The organism is Polaribacter sp. SA4-10 (genome assembly GCF_002163835.1).
In the GTDB taxonomy this organism is placed as follows: Bacteria; Bacteroidota; Bacteroidia; order Flavobacteriales; family Flavobacteriaceae; genus Polaribacter.
Window position 1 is genome coordinate 91,125 of the sequence record NZ_CP019331.1, and the last position, 21,089, is coordinate 112,213.

The window sequence follows — 21,089 nt, forward strand, 5'->3', positions numbered from 1 at the left end:
ACACAGATCTTTTTTATATTTTCTTACTTTCGTTTTAGCAATAAACCCACTATTATTTTTATACATTGTTGTGCTTTCGTGCTTTTTTATTCAATTTCTCTTTCTAGATTTACTATCATTGGTAAGTTTGAACGTATCGCTTTTCCTGTAACTATTGCATGATAACGTTTCAAATTAGGCAATGCTTGCACCAAATCTTTACCAATATAATTGCCTAAAAAAGTAAAACTAGTTTCGTCAAAAGCTTGAAAACAAATAATTGAATTACATTGAGTAAGTACTGTCTTTGAAACATTAGCTGTTCTTTGAGCGATAACCATTAAACCAACGCCATACTTTCTTCCTTGTAATGCAATTTGAGACATTTTATTTACTAGCGCCTTAGAGCTACCATAATCTCCCAAATCTCCTAAAAAATTTGTCTCTGGAACTATAGTGTGTGCTTCTTCTAATACCAAACACATCCGACTACCTTTATTTGCTTTTGCGTAATTAAAAACACTCTCAATAAAAAATTGAGTAAACTCTAATATGAACGAAGTGTTCGATAATGCAGGTAGTTCAAATAACCCAAGGTTTTCGTCTCCTTCAATAAAATCTTTTACATAGTCGTCAAGTTGACTTTGAATCTTTTTCTTTAATGCAAGTTCTTCTGCGGGTCTACGGTTTAAAGCCTTTTCATGTTTTTCCGCAAATTTCTCTTCGAGAGAAGTTAATCCATTTACTTTTATTAATTCAATTGGATTTAAACCTTCTAAGTCAGTCTTATATTCACCTGTAAAATCAATACAAATTACATTTGTATCTGTTTTCAATGATTTAATTATTTCTCTTGCTAGGAATGACTTTCCAGAACCTGTAATTCCTAATAACGCTAAATGATGGCTAACTGCTTCTTTTAAGTTGATGATTGAAGGTAGATTTGTGTTGGGAATAGTGCCTAACTGAAATTCAGGATATTCAAATTCTGGAATCTTGGTATTACTTGTATCAGCTTTAAAAATAGGAGTATTTATTGATGGAACCCATCCGAACTTTTGGAAAGAAAGAAGGTCATTTTGCCATTCTCCTAATTGAATTGCTTCCCCTTCAATAAATCCTGACTCGTTTTTACTTTCTAACTTTTCAAGTTCTGTTGTTCCAGCTATAACTTGATAAAATAGTCTACGACTACCTATTGAAAGTTCCAATAAATCTCCTTCCTGTATATCGTCAGTTTGTTTTGAATACTCAAATTTTATAGAACCGATAGTTGATTTTTCAATTACCACGCCAACAAAATCTTTTATTTTAAGTGAAATAGATAATTCCTCTATTTCTTTAGGTTCACTAACTTTGTAGACTACATTTCTCTTTAAATTTGATAAATCATTCTTGGTAGTTCCTAACTGAAGTACCTTAATCCATTTTTCTTGATTTAACAGATAAGTGTCGAATACAATTCCAGAAATCGAATAAGCATCTGAGTCCTGCATTGAATATTTGAAATTTAAAATATCAAATCGTTTGATGCTTTTGTTTCTATCCTCATAAAGCTTAACTAAAAATATTTTCTTTGATTGAACCCCAAAAATTTCTCCAATTGCATTTGACTGGATTTTATTTTGTTTCCTAACAAACGAATTATGAAGTGCTTTAGAATCAATTATTAAAATAAGACCCCATAGGATTACCATTGTAAAAAGATAACTGTCGCTTACTTCTGCCACAATCTCTGCCTTGTAAAGGATGAGGACAGAGATAAAAACAAAAGAATAAATAACTTTCCCTCGTCCAACAAATACTGTAATATTCTTGATGCTATTAGATATTTTGTTTCTAAATGAATCGGGACTTTCGTTATCAGCTTTAAGTGTAATAGCTATAATAGAGAGGATAATTAAAAATCCGATTATAGAAATTGTAGAGTACCAAAGAATATCATTAGTAAATGACTCTTTTATTGATATATAGACAAGCAGTAAAGGAATTGAATTTGTAATTACATTTTTTGGAGATGAATAATAAGGCTCAATAAACAGAATTGAGAAAAATAACATAAAGAGTCCTGAATAAAACCAAATGTTCCTAGTCGAAGTGTCAGGTAAAATAGAGTCAGTAAGCAGGTAATGAATTAATATAAATAATGCTGAACTGGCTAATAGAAGAATGAATCTATTCGTTATATAAAATTTTATTTTATCCATTTATTGTTTGATTCATTAATCAATTCTATTTATATCGTTTTCAGTCGTAGTTTGTTCGGTTTTCCGCATGAAGCACAACTTGTTTATATGCGGAACTTTTGTCCGCTTATCGTTCTTTTTTGACCGGATAAACGGAAGTTTTATACTTTATAACAATTTGTTTTATTAAAGCAAATAGTCTTATTTTTTTTCAGAGTACTATATGCTCGAGTTTTAAATGGCGCTGATTATATTTAAAAAATTAATGTACCAAGTTACTCGCTTTAAGTATGAAAACATACCGTATTAATACCTGTTTTTAATGATGTACATTTAAAGAAATACTGCTATCATTAATAGGTTGTTCATTGCTATAATTGTCTAACGGCATGTTGTTTTTTAATTTTAAAACTTCCTCTAAAGAAACAATAATTGGGTCTTTAAAAATGATCCAGTTTACGTTTTCTGTACAAGGAGGCATTGTTAAAGAACCATTATAAGAATAGAAATTTTTGTTTTCAGGAAACAAGGTTGTTACATCTAAAGATTGGTGTATCTCTTTTGTTTTAGCTGCTTCAATAGGTAAAAAGCTTTCTAAAAACTCAAATAACTGACTTTCTTGTCCTTCTTTTGCCAACACACTTAGTACTGTAAAACTGTTTGTTTGCTTCTCTAACCAACGTTCTATTCTAATTGCCAAGCCCCAAGACCAATTTCAAAGATATTTATTGCGTCTTTTAGAATTCATTTCGTTAAAAATTATTGTCTAAGATTTTAAATGCTTTTACCTAATATTCCGTCGTAAACTAAAGTTAGCCAATACATAGGGATTTTTGATAGGAAATTCAGCCGTAATTAATTATAGTTACTGTTGTGCACCGTTTTAGTATTTAATTATTTTTAATATCTCATAGTTTTAATTTACTTTTTGAGACTTTAAAAAGAGTGCTATGAAAGTTAGTGTAGTGGCAATGAAGTCGCAAAAAACACTTGTAAACATCAAATAGGAAACGTAAAGGATATCCTTATTATCTAGGAATGCAAAAGCACCATCTAAATAGATTAATCCAAATATAATTAGAAGAATTCCGATGACGATGTACCCTGTTTTTCTTTTTTCGCCATCACTTCTAATTTTTTTAATTATTAATTTGTACCAAATAATTATTACTACGCGAATTATAATTGCTAATGATATTCCAATTACAGCACCTAGATTGTTTTCATTTGATAATGTTTTAGCATAAACTCCGGGAATAACTATGATCATCAACAGTATGGAGAGCAATAAAATTCTTGTTGCGATAATTAGAAATCTTTCTTTTCTCTGAATTTTTTTCATATCGTTTATTTTAATTTTATTATGAATGATAATGTCTAAATAATTACTTACAACTTACTATTGATATGACGTTGTTTGATACTGAATAAAGTTCAGCACAAGTAACTTATATCAGAAGATAATTAAGGTATTTCTTTCTACTAAATAAAACACCCGTTTTTTTAATGATGTACATTTAAAGAAACACTTCTATCATTAATAGGTTGTTCATTTCTATAATTGTCTAACGGCATGTTGTTTTTTAATTTTAAAACTTCCTCTAAAGAAACAATAATTGGGTCTTTAAAAATGATCCAGTTTACGTTTTCTGTACAAGGAGGCGTTGTTAAAGAACCATTATAAGAATAGAAATTTTTGTTTTCAGGAAACAAGGTTGTTAAATCTAAAGATTGGTGTATTTCTTTTGTTTTAGCTGCTTCAATAGGTAAAAAGCTTTCTAAAAACTCAAATAACTGACTTTCTTGTCCTTCTTTTGCCAACACACTCATTACAGTAAAACCGTTTTGTTTGCTTTTATGTACTAAGTGAATTTCTAACGGATATCTAATACCGTCTATAGTGTGTTCTGAAGGTTCATGAAAATGAATTTGAGATAAATGATAGGTAGCTCCATGATATTGAATAGAATCTCCAACTTCAAAATTAAACTGAATGGAATGGCCATTATTTATTGCCATACTTATTGCTGTTGTAGGAGAATATAAAATGGCTAGCGGGTTTTCTTTTTGCTGTGTAGGTTTTGTATTAATATCTATAATATTAATTGGCGATTGTTTTTTACCATCGCAATCTGAGTTTTTTTCAATTTCTGCCCAATGTGCTGGTGATGTTTCTCCATCATACGTCCAATGTACTTTTTTTTCTGAGTTATGACTTTCTTTTTTTGTAGTGCTATTTTTACAAGAAGTACTAGTAACTGCTACAATTATAGCTATTAATAACCCTAATTTTTTCATTGTTTATTTGTTTTATTAAAGCAACAAAGTACGTGAAAAACTAAAAATTATTTTCTGATATTTATCATGCTTTTAAAGAATATTAGAAAACGGTTTCTGTGTTCTAATGATTTGTAAATTAGGTTTTTTAGAAAGGGTTTTAGTCAATTATGTTATTAATTTTACCTTATAAATCAGCATCAAAATTAGGTAAATGCACCGCTTCAACTTTAAGCAAATTCTTACATTCTAATAATTACTAATTTTTTACTGGGAACAACATCTATTTAGCTTCATTTATATATGATTATAAAGCCATTAATGGCTCTTATTTTAATCACAAATAAAAGCGGAATTTTTCTAGTTTTCTAACAGTAGCAAAATTGCATGCGTACGCAACTTTTATTGCGTACGCATGCAACTCACATTGCATCAGGGTGGAGTGTCTATTGCGTACGTATGAAATTTAAGCACTTGTAACTACCTGTAAGTCAATTTTTTATAATTTGTTTTTTTATTCGGTTTTTAGCCCCTTTTTAATCCATTAAAAGGTTCAGTTTTTGGCATAAATCAGCATCAAAATTAGACAGCTCAAAATTGATAGCTGCTCTCATTAATGTTAAGAATTGGGCTTGTTAAAATTGTTCTCATTTTATTTTTTATATATTTGAATACCAAACTTTTAAAATGCCTTTATTATTTTTAAGTACACATTTAAAGCTAAATTCTTTTTATGCACATAAAGGACTAAGTGAGTTTACTAAATATCCTCACACTTAATTTTTATTAAGAGGTGAAAAATAGTTAATTACTGGAGAATCTATTCTTGATAAATTTATTTATATAACGCGAACCAATTTGTATTCTAATGAGAAATTTTATTTTTATTTTCACCTTTATTTTTTTAATAACTTCTTGTAAAAAACAACAATCTAAACTTATTTTTAAAAAATACGATGAAACTGCTGAGTTAGAAACACAGCAGAATCATGAGAAAAAAAGGATGAAATTTAAATTAATTCAGTCTAAATATTTAGATATGAATGAGGTTTTTAAACCATTTCAAGAAGATTTGGCTTATTTCTCAGAAGAAAATTATATAAATTTAAAGCCTTTAATTTTAGAGCAAGATATTCCCACTCTTCAAAAAAGTATTAAAGAAGGAAAGCTTACGTATGAGAAACTAACACTCTTTTACTTATATAGAATTAGAAAGTTTGAAAGTGATAGCACCAAATCTTTAAATGCTATTATTGCTTTAAACCCTAATGTGGTTAAAGAAGCAAGAGAAAAAGATAAAAATTTAGAACTGCCTTCGTCTGATTATTCCGTTTACGGAATGCCAATTTTACTAAAAGACAATATAAATACCAAAGAAATGCCAACTACAGCAGGAGCAATTGCTTTAGAAAGAAATTTTACTAAAACAGATGCTTTTATTGTTGATAAATTGAAAGAAAATGGCGCTTTAATTTTAGGGAAAGTAAATTTAAGTGAATGGGCTTATTTCTTCTGTTCTGGTTGTCCTTTAGGGTATTCTGCCATTGGCGGACAAACCTTAAATCCGTATGGAAGAAAAATGTTTGAAACAGGAGGAAGTTCAGCAGGAAGTGCGGTTGCCGTGGCAGCAAATTATGCGGTTGCGGCTGTGGGCACAGAAACTTCGGGCTCAATTACATCGCCATCAAGTCAGAATTCAGTTGTGGGGTTAAAACCTACAATTGGTGTTTTAAGTAGAACAGGTATTGTACCAATTTCATCAACTTTAGATACGCCTGGACCAATGACTAAAAATGTGGTTGATACTGCCATCTTATTAAATGCAATGAAAGGCTTTGATGAGACTGATAGTGCTTCTAAAAATTTAAAAGAAGAGTACGTTCAAAACGGTTTTAGATCTAAGTTTAAAGGAAAAAAGGTGGGCGTTTTAAAACCATTACTAACAGATTCTATTTATTTAATTAGTATAGAGAAACTGAAAAAAGTAGGAGTAGAGGTTGTAGAAATTACACCATCAGAAATTTCTTTTAAAGGTTTTATAACGTTACTAAATATTGATATGAAACATGATTTACCAAAATATTTAAAGCACAATGCAAACAAATCTCTGTATATAAAAAATGTGAAAGAGATTATTGCTTTTAATAAAAAAGATTCTCTTTTAAGAGCTCCTTATGGGCAACAATTATTTGAAGGAATTGTAAAAGATACTACTACTTTAAAACAGTTAGAGGTTGTAAAACAACATTTAAATTCAGAGGGGAAAAAATATTTACAACCGCTAGAAGAAGAAAAGTTAGATGCTATTTTGTCTATTAATAATTACCATTCAGGAATTGCTGCAGTTGCAAATCACCCAACATTTACCGTTCCTATGGGGTATAAAGAGTCTGGAGAGCCAATTAGCTTAACATTTATTGGGGCTCCTTTCTCTGAAAGAAAATTATTAGAAATTGGGTATGCTTTTGAGCAATTAACAAAAATTAGAAGGATGCCTAAAAACTATCAATAGAAGTAATACCAATCATTTAAAAATCACTATTTTTGCACTCATTTTATTTTTTAATAAAATTGAAATATAACTTATAAAGATTTACTGCTTAAAGCCAAATGGCGAAAGGCAAAAAGCTATAAACATGCGCACGAAAACCATCAAAAAAAATAAGATTAACGTTGTTACTTTAGGTTGTTCAAAGAATATTTATGACTCTGAAGTTTTAATGGGACAGTTAAAAGCCAATGGCAAAGACGTTGTTCATGAAGATCCTGAAGATGATGGAAATATTGTTGTTATAAATACATGTGGGTTTATAGGGAAAGCAAAAGAAGAAAGTATTGATACTATTTTGCACTACGCAAACAGAAAAGAAGCTGGTGAAATAGACAAAGTTTTTGTTACTGGATGTTTAAGTGAGCGTTATAAACCCGATTTAGAAGAGCAGATACCTAATGTAGATCAATATTTTGGGACACATGATTTGCCTAATTTATTAAAGGTTTTAGAAGCAGATTATAAACACGAATTAATTGGCGAGCGTTTAACTACAACGCCAAAACATTATGCCTATTTAAAAATTGCAGAAGGATGTGATAGACCTTGTTCTTTTTGTGCAATTCCTTTAATGAGAGGAAAACATGTTTCTACACCCATTGAAGATATAATTACTGAAGCTACAAAATTAGCAGAAAAAGGAATTAAAGAAGTAATGTTAATTGCACAAGATTTAACCTATTACGGATTAGATATTTATAAAAAACGTGCATTAGCAGATTTACTAGAAGCACTAGCAAAAGTAGAGGGAATTGAATGGATTAGAATGCATTATGCTTTTCCATCAGGTTTTCCTATGGATGTTTTAGACGTGATGAAACGCGAGCCTAAAGTGTGTAATTACTTAGATATTCCTTTACAACACATAAATACTGAGTTGTTAAAATCTATGAAACGTGGTACAACGCATGAAAAAACAACTGCGTTAATTCATAAGTTTAGAGAAGCAGTGCCAGAAATGGCAATTAGAACTACGTTAATTGTTGGATACCCCGGAGAAACAGAAGCAATGTTTCAAGAATTAAAAGATTGGGTAGAAGAAATGCGTTTTGAGCGTTTGGGTGCTTTTGAGTATTCTCATGAAGAAAATACGGGTGCTTATGTGTTAGAAGATGATGTTCCTGCAGAGGTAAAGTTTAAAAGATTAAATGAAATTATGGAAGTTCAGTCTCAAATTTCTTGGGAATTGAATCAACAAAAAATAGGACAAACATTTAGATGTTTGTTTGATAGAAAAGACGGAGAATATTTTTACGGAAGAACAGAATCTGATTCGCCAGATGTAGATAATGATGTGATTGTAGATGCTAAAGAACACTATATTAAAATAGGTGAATTTATAGACATAGAAATTCACGAAGCTGGAGATTACGATTTGTACGGAACGCCAGTTGTGAAGCAAGAAAAACCAATTCCTTTAAATCAAAAAAAAGGTAAAAATTAAAACAAAAAATTCCGCTCATTTGAGCGGAATTTTTTATTTATAGAAATGTTATTTACTTTAATTTATCAGAATTTAAGAGAAAAACTGCATTTGCTACAAAGAGCTTTCCGTTCTCCCAAAAAGATCTAAAAAGCGGGTTGTCTACCATATAAATGATACTTCCACTTCCTATTTGATCTTCACCAAATAACAAAGATTCTGGAATGTTTTTTACAGCTTTACTACCCGCATAACCAGCAACGTTTTTAGCCGCTTTATCAAAATAAGCTACATTGTTCCCTTCTTTTAAATACGTGTAAGAGGTTCCGCTTAATTTTAATGAAAAATAGGTTTTGTCATACCCAAAAGCCAAAGGGTGTGTAGTGTCTAGCGTACTTTTAAAAACACTACCTGTAATTAAATTCGCTACACTTTTACGCTCTGTATCTGCATATGGAACTAAGTTTGCGTTTATAGAATCTTTCTTTGCTTTTCTTTGTTCTAAAGAAAATCCATCCTTATCAGCAAAACTTTCTAAAGCGCCTCCAATAGCAATTACAGTTCCGCCAGAACGCGTCCATTTTTTTAGTTTCTCTAAAGTATTTTTATTTAAAACTTTACTGTAATAACCGTTTGGTAAAATAATAACATCATAATTTGAAAAATCTACAGAAGAAAAATCATCAGAATTTATGTTTGTAATTGGGTAGTGTAATTGCGTTTCAAAGAAGTGCCAGATTTCACCAAAACTTAAAGAAGAAGTTCCTTGTCCAGATAAAACAGCTACTTTTTGTTTGTTGATTGGTTTTACAGAATAAGAACCAAAATCTGCACCAGAACTTACAAAGCCTGTTGGTGATGGTGTTAATTCACGTTGGTGTTTATTTGCGATTTCAACTATTTTAGCATCAAAGGCATCGTTTCTATTATCATTTCTTAAAATGATTAGCGTTCCTTTTTTAAATGATTTTCCTTCAACAGAAAAATCTTTTTCAGTAAACCTTGGTACAATATTATGTTGTAATAAAGCACTTAAAAAAGTAGCATCTTCTAAACTGTTCCATTTAGAAATGTATGCGTATGCATTTTTATCAATGGTATTAGTTACTTTTTTGAAGTTTGTATTTACAGTGGAATTTACTTTCGTTTTAGAAGCAATTGCATCAAAACCATGTGCGTATGGCAAAGACCAAGCAGTAATGTCATAGGTTAAAGAATCTACAAGTTTTGTAATTGGCTCAAACAACACTTTTACCATTTTTCCTTTTGGCTGATCTGTATGAATGACCAAGTCGTTATCTGAGATCGTAAATTTACCTTCCTTTTGGGTGTTGAAATGATATCCTTTTGTAGTGCCTTTTTCAGCTTGTTCATATCTAATTTCATGCGTATCTAGCAATCTTTTTAAACGGTTTGTTTTATCTTGATTCTCATTTTTTAGTACAAAACTTTTGTATTTGAAATTAGAGTTCTCAAAGAATTTTCTGAATTCAGTATTTAATTTTGAAGCATTTTTAGAAGAAATTTCTACAGTAGATAAACCTGTTGTTGTATGATGTATTGCTCTGTCTGTTAAGGTTAAAATTTCTCCTTCATCAGTTTTAATACCTAAACCTGCCATTCCGTGACCCGCTTGTTCGTAGGTCATACCAATTGCGCCCATAAAAGTTGGATACGTATCTCCATAACTGGGATATAGTAAATCGAAACTTTCTTTTGTAAAATACAACCAACCTTCTTTGTCGAAATATTTAGCGTGATTTTTTCCTATTTCTGTTTGAAAATCATGTTGCCAATCAGAAATTATTTCATGAAAAGGTGCTGCAGCTGGTGCAAAATAATACGGATTGTTAATATATTGTTCGTGAAAATCTACATGAATATGTGGCATCCATTTATTGTAAATAGCAATTCGCTGCACAGATTCTACTTGTGTTACCCAAGCCCAGTCTCTATTTAAATCGAATAAATAATGATTTGGTCTTCCTCCAGGCCATGGTTCTGAATGTTCTTTTGCTTCTTGATTAATGTTGTAAGGTGTACTTTTTACTTGATTAAACCAGTTTACATAACGGTCTCTTCCGTCAGGATTTATACACGGATCTATAATGACAACCGTATTTTCTAACCAAGCTTTTTTTGTTGTAACTAATTCATACAAAGTTAACATCGCTGCTTCTGTACTTGAAGCTTCATTACCATGAACGTTGTAACTTAACCAAACAATAGCAGTTTTAGAATCTGAATTTCCAGAAATAAGTCCTGTTTGAGCAAGGTTTGCTTTTCTAATAGTCTCTAAATTAGTAATATTTTCTTGTGAAGAGATATAACTTACATACAAAGGTCTGTGTTCATTTGTTTCTCCATATTTCTCTAATTTTACAGTAGATAATGTGCTGCTAACATATTTAAAATAATCTACAACTTTATGATGTCTTGTAAAACGAGCACCAATTTCATACCCTAAAAATTCGGAAGGAGATTGTAGTTTTTGAGCATAATAACTGCTAAAAGAAAGTACAGTTAAGAGTAAGAATAATTTAATTTTCATAAAAAATGTAGTTTGATATTCAAAAGTAATGAATATATTTTTTTGTTTTTCATTAGATTGAATCTTTATGATGTTAAAACTTTGTTAGATTGGTTTTGTCTTTACTACTTAGCGTAAAAAAACAGTATTTTTGAGTTATGATTACAAACGAAGAAGACCGTAAAATTTCTAAAGAGAAAATAGATTACAAAACGCATTGGAATGCTGCATATTTAAATAATGCTCCAGAAAAATTGGGGTGGTTTGAAGGAAACTCAGAAAAAACGTTAGCCCTAATTAAGGAAACTAAACTACCAAAAAATGCAACTATTTTAAATGTTGGTTCAGGTTCTTCAACGTTAATAGATGCTTTATTAAAAGAAGGTTTTTCTAATATTATTGCGAATGATTTAGCGGAAGAATCTTTAGAGAGTTTAAAAAAAAGAATAGGGAATAATAATAATGTTCAGTTTGTAGTTGATGATTTATTACATCCATTAAAATTAAATAAACTAAAGAATATAGATTTATGGAATGATAGAGCTGTATTGCATTTCTTCAAAAAAAAGGAAGAAATAGATGCTTATTTTAATTTACTTAAAAAAGTGATGTCTCTAAATGGGTTTGTAATTATTGCTGTTTTTTCAAAAGATGGAGCAGAAAAATGTTGTGGCTTAACACTTAAAAGGTATGATGTAGAAATGTTACAAAAAGAGTTAGGTGCTAATTTTAAACTTATAAAAAGTTTTAATTACACTTTTGTGAATCCTTTTGGAGGAGAAAGACCTTATATTTACACTCTGTTTCAAAGAAAAAATTAAGAATGAAAGTAACACATATTCCATTTCAAAAAACCGGATTTTTCTCTAAAACAATGCTTCATTATTTAGAGAAAAAAGATGTTATACAGCCATTTTATAATAACTTTCCAGACATTACTGGTTTTCATAACCAAATAGAAGAGAAACAAAAATCGTTTCGTTTACAAGCTAGATTACCCTTAGTTGATGCCTTAAAAAAGCAATACCAAGACGTACATAAATCTGAAAAAACGAGTGCTAATTTAGCCTCTTTAAAGCAGCAGAATACATTTACAATTACAACGGGGCATCAATTAAATTTGTTTACCGGACCTTTGTATTTTTTGTATAAAATAATTTCTGTTATTAATTTAAGCGAAGAATTATCAGAGAAATTTCCTGAACAAAATTTTGTTCCTGTGTATTGGATGGCAACAGAAGATCATGATTTTGATGAAATCAATTATTTTAATTTTGATGGAAAAAAAGTACGTTGGAATCGAGAAGATGGAGGAGCCGTTGGACGCTTTTCTACAGACGGATTACAAGACGTTTTTGACGTTTTTTCTAACCATTTAGGGAATTCTAAAAATGCAGCTTTTATGAAGCAATTATTTTCAGAGGCCTATTTAAAACACAACAATTTAGCAGCAGCAACACGCTATATTGCAAATGAATTATTTGGTGAATATGGTTTGGTAATTGTTGATGGTGATGATGCTAAACTAAAGCAATTATTTGCGCCAATTGTAAAAGATGAGTTAGAAAACGGAACTTCATTTAATGAAGTTTCTAAAACAATAGCAGCATTAGAAAAAGACTATAAAATTCAAGTAAATCCCAGAGAAATTAACTTGTTTTATCTTACTGATGAAAGTAGAGAACGCATCCTTTTAGAAAACGGAATTTACAAAGTAAATAATACAGAAATCACTTTTTCTAAAGATGAAATTTTACGTGAAGTAGATGAAAACCCAAAAGCCTTTTCGCCAAATGTAATTATGAGGCCATTGTATCAAGAGGTGATTTTGCCAAACCTTTGTTATGTTGGTGGAGGAGGAGAAATAGCGTATTGGTTTGAATTGAAAGCCTATTTTGAGAAAGTAAAGATTCCTTTTCCTATTTTATTATTACGTAATTCTGTGCAAGTGATCTCAGAAAAGCAACAGAAAAAATTAGATAAATTAGAGGTTACATTAGAAGAACTATTTTTAAAACAACATGATTTATTATCTAAAAAAGTAATAGAAAATTCGGGTATAGAAATTAATTTTAAAGAAAAGTCAACTTTTTTAGAACAACAATTTTCAGATTTAAAAGTTGTTGCAGAAAAAACAGATGTTTCTTTTGGAAATGCTGTAAAAGCACAAGAAGTAAAACAGTTAAAAGGATTAAAAAACCTTGAAAAACGTTTGTTGAAAGCAGAAAAAAGAAGACAAAAAGAGTTGGTAGAAAGAATTACGGAGCTTCAAAATCTGTTATTGCCAAATCAAAGTTTAGAGGAAAGGCAGCGTAATTTTTCTGAATATTATTTAGAATACGGACCTTCATTTATCACTTCTTTAAAAACTGTATTAAAACCTTTGCAATTAGAATTTACAATCTTAGAATTATAGGCGTTATTTTTCAATTAAATAGTACAATTGGTTCTTTTTAGATTAGTTTTGCAGCTATGAATTCTACAAATAAAACTTTCCATAAAAATAGTAAGCATAATAATGGTTACAATTTTCCAGAATTAGTAAAAGCGAATCCTGCATTAAAGGAATTCATTATTGATAATTCTCATGGAAATAGGTCTATTGATTTTTCTGATCCAAAAGGGGTAAAGGAATTGAATAAAGCACTTTTGCTTGCTCATTATAAGATTACATCTTGGAATTTTCCTGATAAAAATTTATGTCCTCCAATTCCTGGGAGAGTAGATTATATTCATTATTTATCAGACTTACTTTCTGAATCAGAAAGTAAAGAAGATATCAAAATCTTAGATATTGGCGTAGGAGCTAGTTGTATTTATCCTTTGTTAGGGGTTTCTGAATATGATTGGAGTTTTGTAGGAACGGATATCGATTTAGAGTCTTTAGATTCGGCACAAGATATTGTAGACGATAATAAATTTGAATCTAAAATTGAATTGCGTCATCAAAAAGATGAGATGCTAATTTTAAAAGGTATTATTAACGAGAAAGATTCTTTTTCTGCAACCATGTGTAATCCGCCATTCTATAAATCGGCAGAAGAAGCACAAGGAGCAAATAGCAGAAAGTCTAGAAATTTAGGGAATAACGCTGTTAGAAATTTTGCTGGAAACAATAATGAACTTTGGTACATTGGTGGAGAAAAAGCATTCTTACATAACTATTTATATGAAAGCTCTTTGTTTCCTAAAAGTAGTAAATGGTTTACAAGTTTAGTTTCTAAGAAAGAAAATGTAAAAAGTTTAGAAAAATCTTCTAAGAAGTTAGGTGCTAAGGAGTTTAAAGTTATTCCGATGAGCCAAGGGAACAAAGTAACTAGAATTGTTGCTTGGAGGTTTTAAAAAGCTATTTTTTTTAGATTTTTCAATTGCGAATTACTGCACAATAAAATTTAATATATAGGCACATAGAAAACAGTATTTCTGTTTTTTATGTGTCTATTTTTTTATTCGTTTTAAAAGTATTTTCTGATAATGGGTTTTCGTTGAAATTGTTATTCTTGCGAAGGCAGAAATCTAAACTCCATTTGTTTAAACACCGCTATTTCAGCATTTAAATTTCACTTATAAATAAATTACACCCTTTTTTTTCATAACTATTTGTTTTTTATGGATTCCTACCTAAGCAGGAATAACAAATTGTTTGAGTTTTTATTAAAAGAGTACTTCATTATTTACAATAACAAAAAGGAGACTAATTAAAAACGATATCGTTTATTTTATACTTTTTACAAATAAAGTGTAAAATGGTGTAGACTAGCATGTGTACAAACACCAAGCAAATAAACGCATATAAAGGAACTCCCAATATTTGGTAAGGCCAATAATACGTCCAAACGCCTAAGTAAATTGTAATTACTTCTCCAAAAGCAGGTAGTATTAAGGCTAAAAGTATAGCTAATAAAATTTTGTTCTTTTGTGTTTGTTTAACTAATAACGGAATTAAATTACGCTCAAGTTTATATAAATAATGGAATGCTAGCATCCACGCAAAAGGCAACCATAAAGGCAATTCTCTTGTTACTTCATGATATTCCCAATAACCGTTTGCAACTCCCCAAGTTTCACCTACAATGCCGCCAAAACCAGTTAATAACATACCAGCTAATAACAACCAATTCTTATTCGTTTTTGGTTGTATGATTTCTTTATAAATATTGTGAATTATTTTAAGTATTAAAAGAACAGCAATTATAGCATCCTGTTTTTTTAAAACCCCAATTAGAATTCCTGCAATAATTAATTTAACAAGTGCTTTTAGAATTTCTTTTAAGAATAACTTTTTGTTGGTAATCATTGGTGTATTTATAGATGCTAAAAATAAGGTATTTATTTAATCTTACTTGATAAGCACAAATAAAGATTCATCAGTCTTTAAAACCAATTTATCAGTTTTTTTATACTTAGAATTGCCTGCTTTTTCTCTTCTATTTTCGATTTTTAACTACATCAATATTTTCTAGTCAAGTGTTATTTTCGATCTCTTTTTAGACGGTCAGTTACTGTTTAAGTTTTCTTTACTACTAAAATAAGAAAAGGAGTAAGAAAATTGACACCTACTTTTTTGAATTTAAAGAAAAAAAAAACCGAAGCAACTTGCTTCGGTTTTAGATAAACGAACTATTTGTATCGTTAAAAATTTAATTATATTTAATAAAATAATCTAATGATTATAAATGAATTACTTCATCATAAGCAGCTGCAACTGCTTCCATAACCGCTTCACTCATTGTTGGGTGTGGATGAATTGTTTTTAAAACTTCATGACCTGTAGTTTCTAATTTACGTCCTAAAACTGCTTCCGCAATCATATCTGTAACTCCAGCACCAATCATATGGCAACCTAACCATTCACCATATTTTGCATCAAAAATCACTTTTACAAAACCATCAGTAGTTCCTGCTGCTGTTGCTTTACCAGATGCAGAAAAAGGAAATTTACCAATTTTTAATTCGTAACCAGCTTCTTTGGCTTTTGCTTCTGTCATACCAACAGATGCAATTTCTGGAGTTGCATACGTACAACCAGGAACGTTTCCGTAATCAATTGGTTCTGTATGTAAACCCGCTAATTTTTCAACACAAGTAATTCCTTCTGCAGAAGCAACATGTGCTAAAGCTTGTCCAGGAACAATATCTCCAATTGCATAATAACCAGGAATATTTGTTTGGTAAAAATCGCTTACTAAGATTTTATCTCTGTCAACAATAATTCCAACATCTTCTAACCCTATATTTTCTATGTTCGATTTAATTCCAACGGCTGATAATAAGATATCTGCTTCTAATTTTATTTCTCCTTTTTTCGTTTTTACAGTGGCAACAACACCTTTACCAGAAGTATCAACAGACTCTACAGAAGAATTTGTCATTACTTTAATTCCTGCTTTTTTAATTGATTTTTCAAATTGTTTAGAAACATCAATATCTTCTACAGGAACTACGTTTGGCATAAACTCTACAATAGTAACCGCTGTTCCCATTGCATTATAAAAATGCGCAAACTCAACTCCAATAGCACCAGAACCTACAATAATAATAGATTTTGGTTGTTTTGGCAATGTCATTGCTTGTCTATAACCAATTACTTTTTTACCATCTTGTGGTAAGTTTGGTAATTCTCTAGAACGTGCACCCGTTGCAATAATTATGTTATCAGCAGCATATTCAGTTACGGTTCCATCTTCTGCGGTAACATCAACTTTTTTACCAGTTTTTATTTTTCCAAAACCGTTAATAATATCAATTTTGTTTTTCTTCATTAAGAAAGAAACACCTTTACTCATTCCATTGGCAATACCACGACTACGTTTTATAACAGCGTCAAAATCTTTATCAATTGCTTCTGCCTTTAAACCATATTGATCAACATGTTTTAAGTAATCATAAACTTGCGCAGATTTTAACAATGCTTTTGTAGGAATACATCCCCAGTTTAAGCAAATTCCGCCTAAGCTTTCTTTTTCTACAATGGCAACTTTAAAGCCTAGTTGAGAAGCTCTAATTCCTGTAACATATCCTCCAGGACCACTACCAATAATAATAATGTCGTATTTCATAATTGTGTTTTTTGTCTTTCTTGTTTCTATAATTTGGGCGTTCGAGCGGGCTTTCACTACTCGCTTTTTTTAGTCTTGTTCTCTATATAAATTTGCTAAAAAGCAAATGTACTCGAACAAACAACTAAAAAAGAGCTCAAACATACCGTTCAATCCCTAACGCAAGCAAATCTACTAACTTTTATGCGTACTGCCAACTACATACTGTAACTGTTCACCAATTTCTACATTCTCTCTGGAACCTGAATTCCTAACAATGAAAATGCCGATTTTATGGTGTCAGCAACTTTCTTAGCTAACTGTACTCTAAATATTTTTTTATCTTGATCTTCTTCACCTAAAATAGATACATTCTGATAAAAAGAATTGAATTCTTTTACCAAATCATAGGTGTAATTTGCAATAATTGCTGGCGAATAATTAGTTGCAGCTTGTTGTATTGCTTCAGGATAAATCTCTAATTGTTTTAATAATTCTTTCTCCTTTTCGTGTAAATCAATTACAACAGGTTTTGAATAATCAAATGCTGCCTTTCTTATAATAGATTGAATTCTTGCATAGGTATACTGTATAAAAGGACCTGTGTTTCCTTGAAAATCTACCGAAGATTTTGGATCGAATAAAATTCTCTTTTTAGGATCTACTTTAAGAATAAAATACTTTAAAGCACCTAAACCAATCGTTTTATACAATTCGTTTTTCTCTTCTTCAGAATACCCGTCTAATTTTCCTAGTTCCTCAGAAATCTCTTTAGCAGTAGCTGTCATTTCTAGCATTAATTCATCAGCATCTACAACCGTTCCTTCTCTAGATTTCATTTTTCCAGAAGGTAAATCTACCATTCCGTAACTTAAATGATGCAATTGTTTTGCCCAATCAAAACCTAATTTTTTCAAGATTAAAAACAATACCTGAAAATGATAATCTTGCTCATTACCAACCGTGTAGACCATTCCTCCAACATCCGGAAAATCTTTTACACGTTGTATAGCGGTACCAATATCTTGCGTCATATAAACTGCTGTTCCGTCTGAACGCAACACAATTTTTTCATCCAAACCATCAGCTGTTAAATCACACCAAACAGAACCATCTTCTTTTTTATAGAAAACACCTTTTTCTATCCCTTGTGCAACTACATCTTTTCCTAATAAGTAGGTATTACTTTCATAATATAGAGTGTCAAAATCTACACCCATATTTTTATAGGTAACCTCAAAACCACTATAAACCCAAGCGTTCATTTCTTTCCAAAGTGCAACAACTTTTTCATCTCCAGCTTCCCATTTTAAAAGCATTTGTTGTGCTGCTACTAAAAGAGGTGCTTGTTTTTTAGCTTCTTCTTCTGTTTTTCCTTTAGCTATTAATTGTGCAATCTCCTTTTTATATTCTTGGTCAAATTTTACATAATAATTACCAACTAATTTGTCGCCTTTTAAGCCAGTAGATTCCGGAGTTTCTCCGTTTCCATAGGTTTCCCAAGCCAACATCGATTTACAGATATGAATTCCACGATCGTTAATAATCTGAGTTTTATAGACTTTTTTTCCTGAAGCTTTCATAATTTCTGCAACAGAATATCCTAATAAATTATTACGAACATGCCCTAAATGCAAAGGCTTGTTTGTATTTGGCGATGAATATTCTACCATCATTGCTTTTTCATCAGCAGAAGGAGCAACAAATCCGTAATAAGCGTTCTCTAAAACTGAATTGAAGAAATTGGTATAAAAAGCATCCTCAATTACTAAATTTAAAAAACCTTTTACAACATTGTAATTTGTTATTTGGGGTATGTTTTCAACAACATATTTCCCTAAATCTTCACCAATCTGAACAGGATTTCCTTTTTTGTAACGTAACAAAGGGAATACAACTACTGTGATATCTCCTTCAAATTCTTTTCTTGTTGCTTGAAATTCTACCGTTGGAATTTCAATATTATATAGCGCTAAAAATCCCTCTTTTACTTTGGATTCTATGGTGTTTTGGATGTTCATTTAGTTTCAAAAATTGAAATGCAAAATTACACATTTTTATTTATTTTTATAGCCCCTTTTTGGAGCTTATTAATTGTATTTTTGCAACATGGAAAAACGATTGGAACAACTCCCAGAATTAGCAGAAGAAGCAAAAAAAGAAAGTAAAAAATATTTTGCGAATTTAAAAAAGAGGACTCCAAAAAATTTGGATTATGTAATGCAAGAATTGCACGATAAAGAATTTGCAAAAACAGATTGTTTAACCTGTGGTAATTGTTGTAAAACTACGAGTCCGATCTTTACAGAGAAAGATACAGAGCGTATTTCTAAGAAATTAAAAATGAAGGTTGTCGATTTTAAGAGTCAATATTTACTAAGAGACTCAGATGATTTTATGGTACTAAAAACAGCGCCGTGTACTTTCTTTGACGAAACTGATAATACGTGTTTTATTTATGATGTTAGGCCAAAAGCATGTGCAGAATATCCGCATACAAATCGTAAGAAATTTATTCAAATTACAGATTTAACGTTAGACAATACCACCGTTTGTCCTGCTGCATATAATATTGTTGAAGCCTTAAAAAAGCGAATTCCTTATGAATATAATAAGAAAAAAGTAAGAAGTTAAAATCCAAAAACATTCTTTTTCTTAATCGTAGCATTTTATCAGCCAATGAAAAGTAGGTTTTAAAAAACTATTTTTAGGGCCGAATAACTTCTTGATACAATTTTCTCGATACAACTTCTCGATACAATTTTCTCAAAAAATCGAAAATCACTCGAAGTGACATTGCGTTGGTACCCATGAGCTATCTTTTCGGTCAAATTTTTGAACAAAACACAAATTTATAGTAGATGCTTTTATCGTTCCTAGCTTTCTATTGCAATCAATATAAACACTAACAGGAATCCATAATTTATTGATAGTGCCTACTTCTTGGTTCCTTCTTTTTCTGTAGTTATTTTATCTTTTGAGATTTTGCTATAAATAGAAGAGTAATTTTATTTCACTATTTTAGTAGAAAATAAAATCAACTTGGAAACAATCATTAACTATTTTGAAACGATTCCTTCTTCGCATAGAAGTTTAATTTTAGTAGGCGGAATCACTTTTTTTTGGCTTTTAGAAGGTGCCATTCCGTTATTTAAATTCGATTATAAAAAATTTAAGCATGCATTTCCTAATTTGTTTTTTACGTTAACAACTGTAATTATTAATTTCGGATTGGCTTTTTTATTGTTAAATACAGCTGATTGGGTTCAAGAAAATAACTTCGGAATTATAAATTGGTTGCCAGAAATGCCGTTGTGGTTGTATGTAGTTTTAGGTGTTTTATTATTAGATTTTTTTGGCGCGTATTTGGCACATTATACAGAGCACAAAGTAAAACCACTTTGGATGGTTCATTTGGTGCATCACTCAGATCATAAGGTAGATACAACAACAGCAAACAGACACCATCCAATAGAAAGTGTTATCCGTTTTGTATTTACATTAGCAGGTGTTTTTTTAGTAGGAACGCCAATTGCCATTATCTTTTTATACCAATCACTGTCTTTGGTGGCAACACAGTTTACACATGCAAATATTAAAATAGCACCAAAGGTGGATAAACTTTTAAGTTATGTAATTATTTCTCCAGATATGCACAAAGTACATCATCATAATAGGTTGCCGTATACAGATTCTAATTATGGAAATATCTTTTCTATTTGGGATCGTATTTTTGGAACTTATTTGCACTTAGACAGAGAGAAAATTGTGTACGGAGTGGATACGTTTCCGGATGAAGTAAAAAATTCTTCTTTAAAAGAATTATTAAAACAACCTTTTCAAGGATATAAAAAACCAACAGGAATTGAAGAGGTTTAGTTTTTTGTTGTTGCTGTGAAATTAGTGATGATAACGGTTAGTGTATGAAACGTAGCGTATTTAAAAGTACTAATTTTCGGTTTAGCACTTAGCCACATTTTTACATTTTGTTTTACCTTTTCTATTTTAAAACCCAAACCTAAACTGCCGTTTTCCCCCTTATCCTTAGCAATGGATCAGTCAACAAGGCATATAACGTTAGCCTATCGGCACGTCATATGCTTAG

The 21,089-nt window shown here is 30.6% G+C and carries 15 protein-coding genes; 7 read left to right on the forward strand and 8 right to left on the reverse strand.

Annotated elements, in window-relative coordinates; genetic code table 11:
• Positions 1-86: 86 nt before the first annotated feature.
• From BTO04_RS00465 to BTO04_RS00480, 4 genes are all read right to left on the reverse strand, one after another.
• A complete protein-coding gene (locus BTO04_RS00465; protein ID WP_087562618.1) occupies positions 87-2,186 on the reverse strand; it encodes an ATP-binding protein in 2,100 nt (699 codons plus the stop codon).
• A gap of 298 nt (positions 2,187-2,484) precedes the next feature.
• Positions 2,485-2,865, reverse strand: a complete 381-nt coding sequence (locus BTO04_RS00470; protein ID WP_087562619.1) for a carbonic anhydrase family protein — start codon at positions 2,863-2,865, stop codon at positions 2,485-2,487.
• 216 nt (positions 2,866-3,081) lie between these two features.
• The gene (locus BTO04_RS00475; RefSeq protein ID WP_087562620.1) at positions 3,082-3,507 is read right to left on the reverse strand and encodes a hypothetical protein; all 426 of its coding nucleotides are present in this window, start codon (positions 3,505-3,507) and stop codon (positions 3,082-3,084) included.
• 161 nt (positions 3,508-3,668) lie between these two features.
• Positions 3,669-4,463, reverse strand: coding sequence for a carbonic anhydrase (locus tag BTO04_RS00480; protein WP_087562621.1), 795 nt, complete (start codon positions 4,461-4,463; stop codon positions 3,669-3,671).
• Positions 4,464-5,310: 847 nt separating this feature from the next.
• Between BTO04_RS00480 and BTO04_RS00485 the strand changes: the two genes are divergently transcribed.
• Positions 5,311-6,954 (forward strand): amidase family protein, encoded by a 1,644-nt coding sequence (locus BTO04_RS00485; protein ID WP_087562622.1) that lies wholly within the window; start codon positions 5,311-5,313, stop codon positions 6,952-6,954.
• Between the two features lie 124 nt (positions 6,955-7,078).
• Positions 7,079-8,437, forward strand: coding sequence for a 30S ribosomal protein S12 methylthiotransferase RimO (rimO, locus tag BTO04_RS00490; RefSeq protein WP_087562623.1), 1,359 nt, complete (start codon positions 7,079-7,081; stop codon positions 8,435-8,437).
• Positions 8,438-8,489: 52 nt separating this feature from the next.
• On the opposite strand, the gene BTO04_RS00495 is transcribed toward rimO, so the two are convergent.
• On the reverse strand, positions 8,490-10,967 hold the full coding sequence (locus BTO04_RS00495) for a M14 family metallopeptidase (RefSeq protein WP_087562624.1): 2,478 nt from the start codon (positions 10,965-10,967) through the stop codon (positions 8,490-8,492).
• 137 nt (positions 10,968-11,104) lie between these two features.
• Here BTO04_RS00495 and BTO04_RS00500 point away from each other — a divergent pair, with 137 nt between their 5' ends.
• Genes BTO04_RS00500 through rlmF form a run of 3 tightly spaced genes read left to right on the forward strand, consistent with a single transcriptional unit; the run spans position 11,105 to position 14,288 of the window.
• Positions 11,105-11,767, forward strand: a complete 663-nt coding sequence (locus BTO04_RS00500; protein WP_087562625.1) for a class I SAM-dependent methyltransferase — start codon at positions 11,105-11,107, stop codon at positions 11,765-11,767.
• A gap of 2 nt (positions 11,768-11,769) precedes the next feature.
• A complete protein-coding gene (gene bshC / locus BTO04_RS00505) occupies positions 11,770-13,362 on the forward strand; it encodes a bacillithiol biosynthesis cysteine-adding enzyme BshC (RefSeq protein WP_087562626.1) in 1,593 nt (530 codons plus the stop codon).
• A 56-nt stretch (positions 13,363-13,418) separates the two neighbouring features.
• Entirely contained in the window at positions 13,419-14,288 is an 870-nt protein-coding gene (gene rlmF / locus BTO04_RS00510) for a 23S rRNA (adenine(1618)-N(6))-methyltransferase RlmF (RefSeq protein WP_087562627.1), read from the forward strand.
• 352 nt (positions 14,289-14,640) lie between these two features.
• Here rlmF and BTO04_RS00515 read toward each other — a convergent pair whose 3' ends face one another.
• From BTO04_RS00515 to argS, 3 genes are all read right to left on the reverse strand, one after another.
• Positions 14,641-15,243, reverse strand: coding sequence for a hypothetical protein (locus tag BTO04_RS00515; RefSeq protein ID WP_087562628.1), 603 nt, complete (start codon positions 15,241-15,243; stop codon positions 14,641-14,643).
• A 373-nt stretch (positions 15,244-15,616) separates the two neighbouring features.
• Positions 15,617-17,005: a dihydrolipoyl dehydrogenase gene (gene lpdA / locus BTO04_RS00520; protein WP_087565286.1), complete on the reverse strand. Its 1,389-nt coding sequence runs from the start codon at positions 17,003-17,005 to the stop codon at positions 15,617-15,619.
• Positions 17,006-17,229: 224 nt separating this feature from the next.
• Positions 17,230-19,005: an arginine--tRNA ligase gene (gene argS / locus BTO04_RS00525; RefSeq protein WP_087562629.1), complete on the reverse strand. Its 1,776-nt coding sequence runs from the start codon at positions 19,003-19,005 to the stop codon at positions 17,230-17,232.
• Between the two features lie 88 nt (positions 19,006-19,093).
• Between argS and BTO04_RS00530 the strand changes: the two genes are divergently transcribed.
• The gene (locus BTO04_RS00530) at positions 19,094-19,618 is read left to right on the forward strand and encodes a YkgJ family cysteine cluster protein (RefSeq protein ID WP_087562630.1); all 525 of its coding nucleotides are present in this window, start codon (positions 19,094-19,096) and stop codon (positions 19,616-19,618) included.
• A gap of 408 nt (positions 19,619-20,026) precedes the next feature.
• Complete coding sequence (locus BTO04_RS00535) at positions 20,027-20,863, forward strand: sterol desaturase family protein (protein ID WP_087562631.1); 837 nt, start codon at positions 20,027-20,029, stop codon at positions 20,861-20,863.
• Positions 20,864-21,089 lie beyond the last annotated feature (226 nt).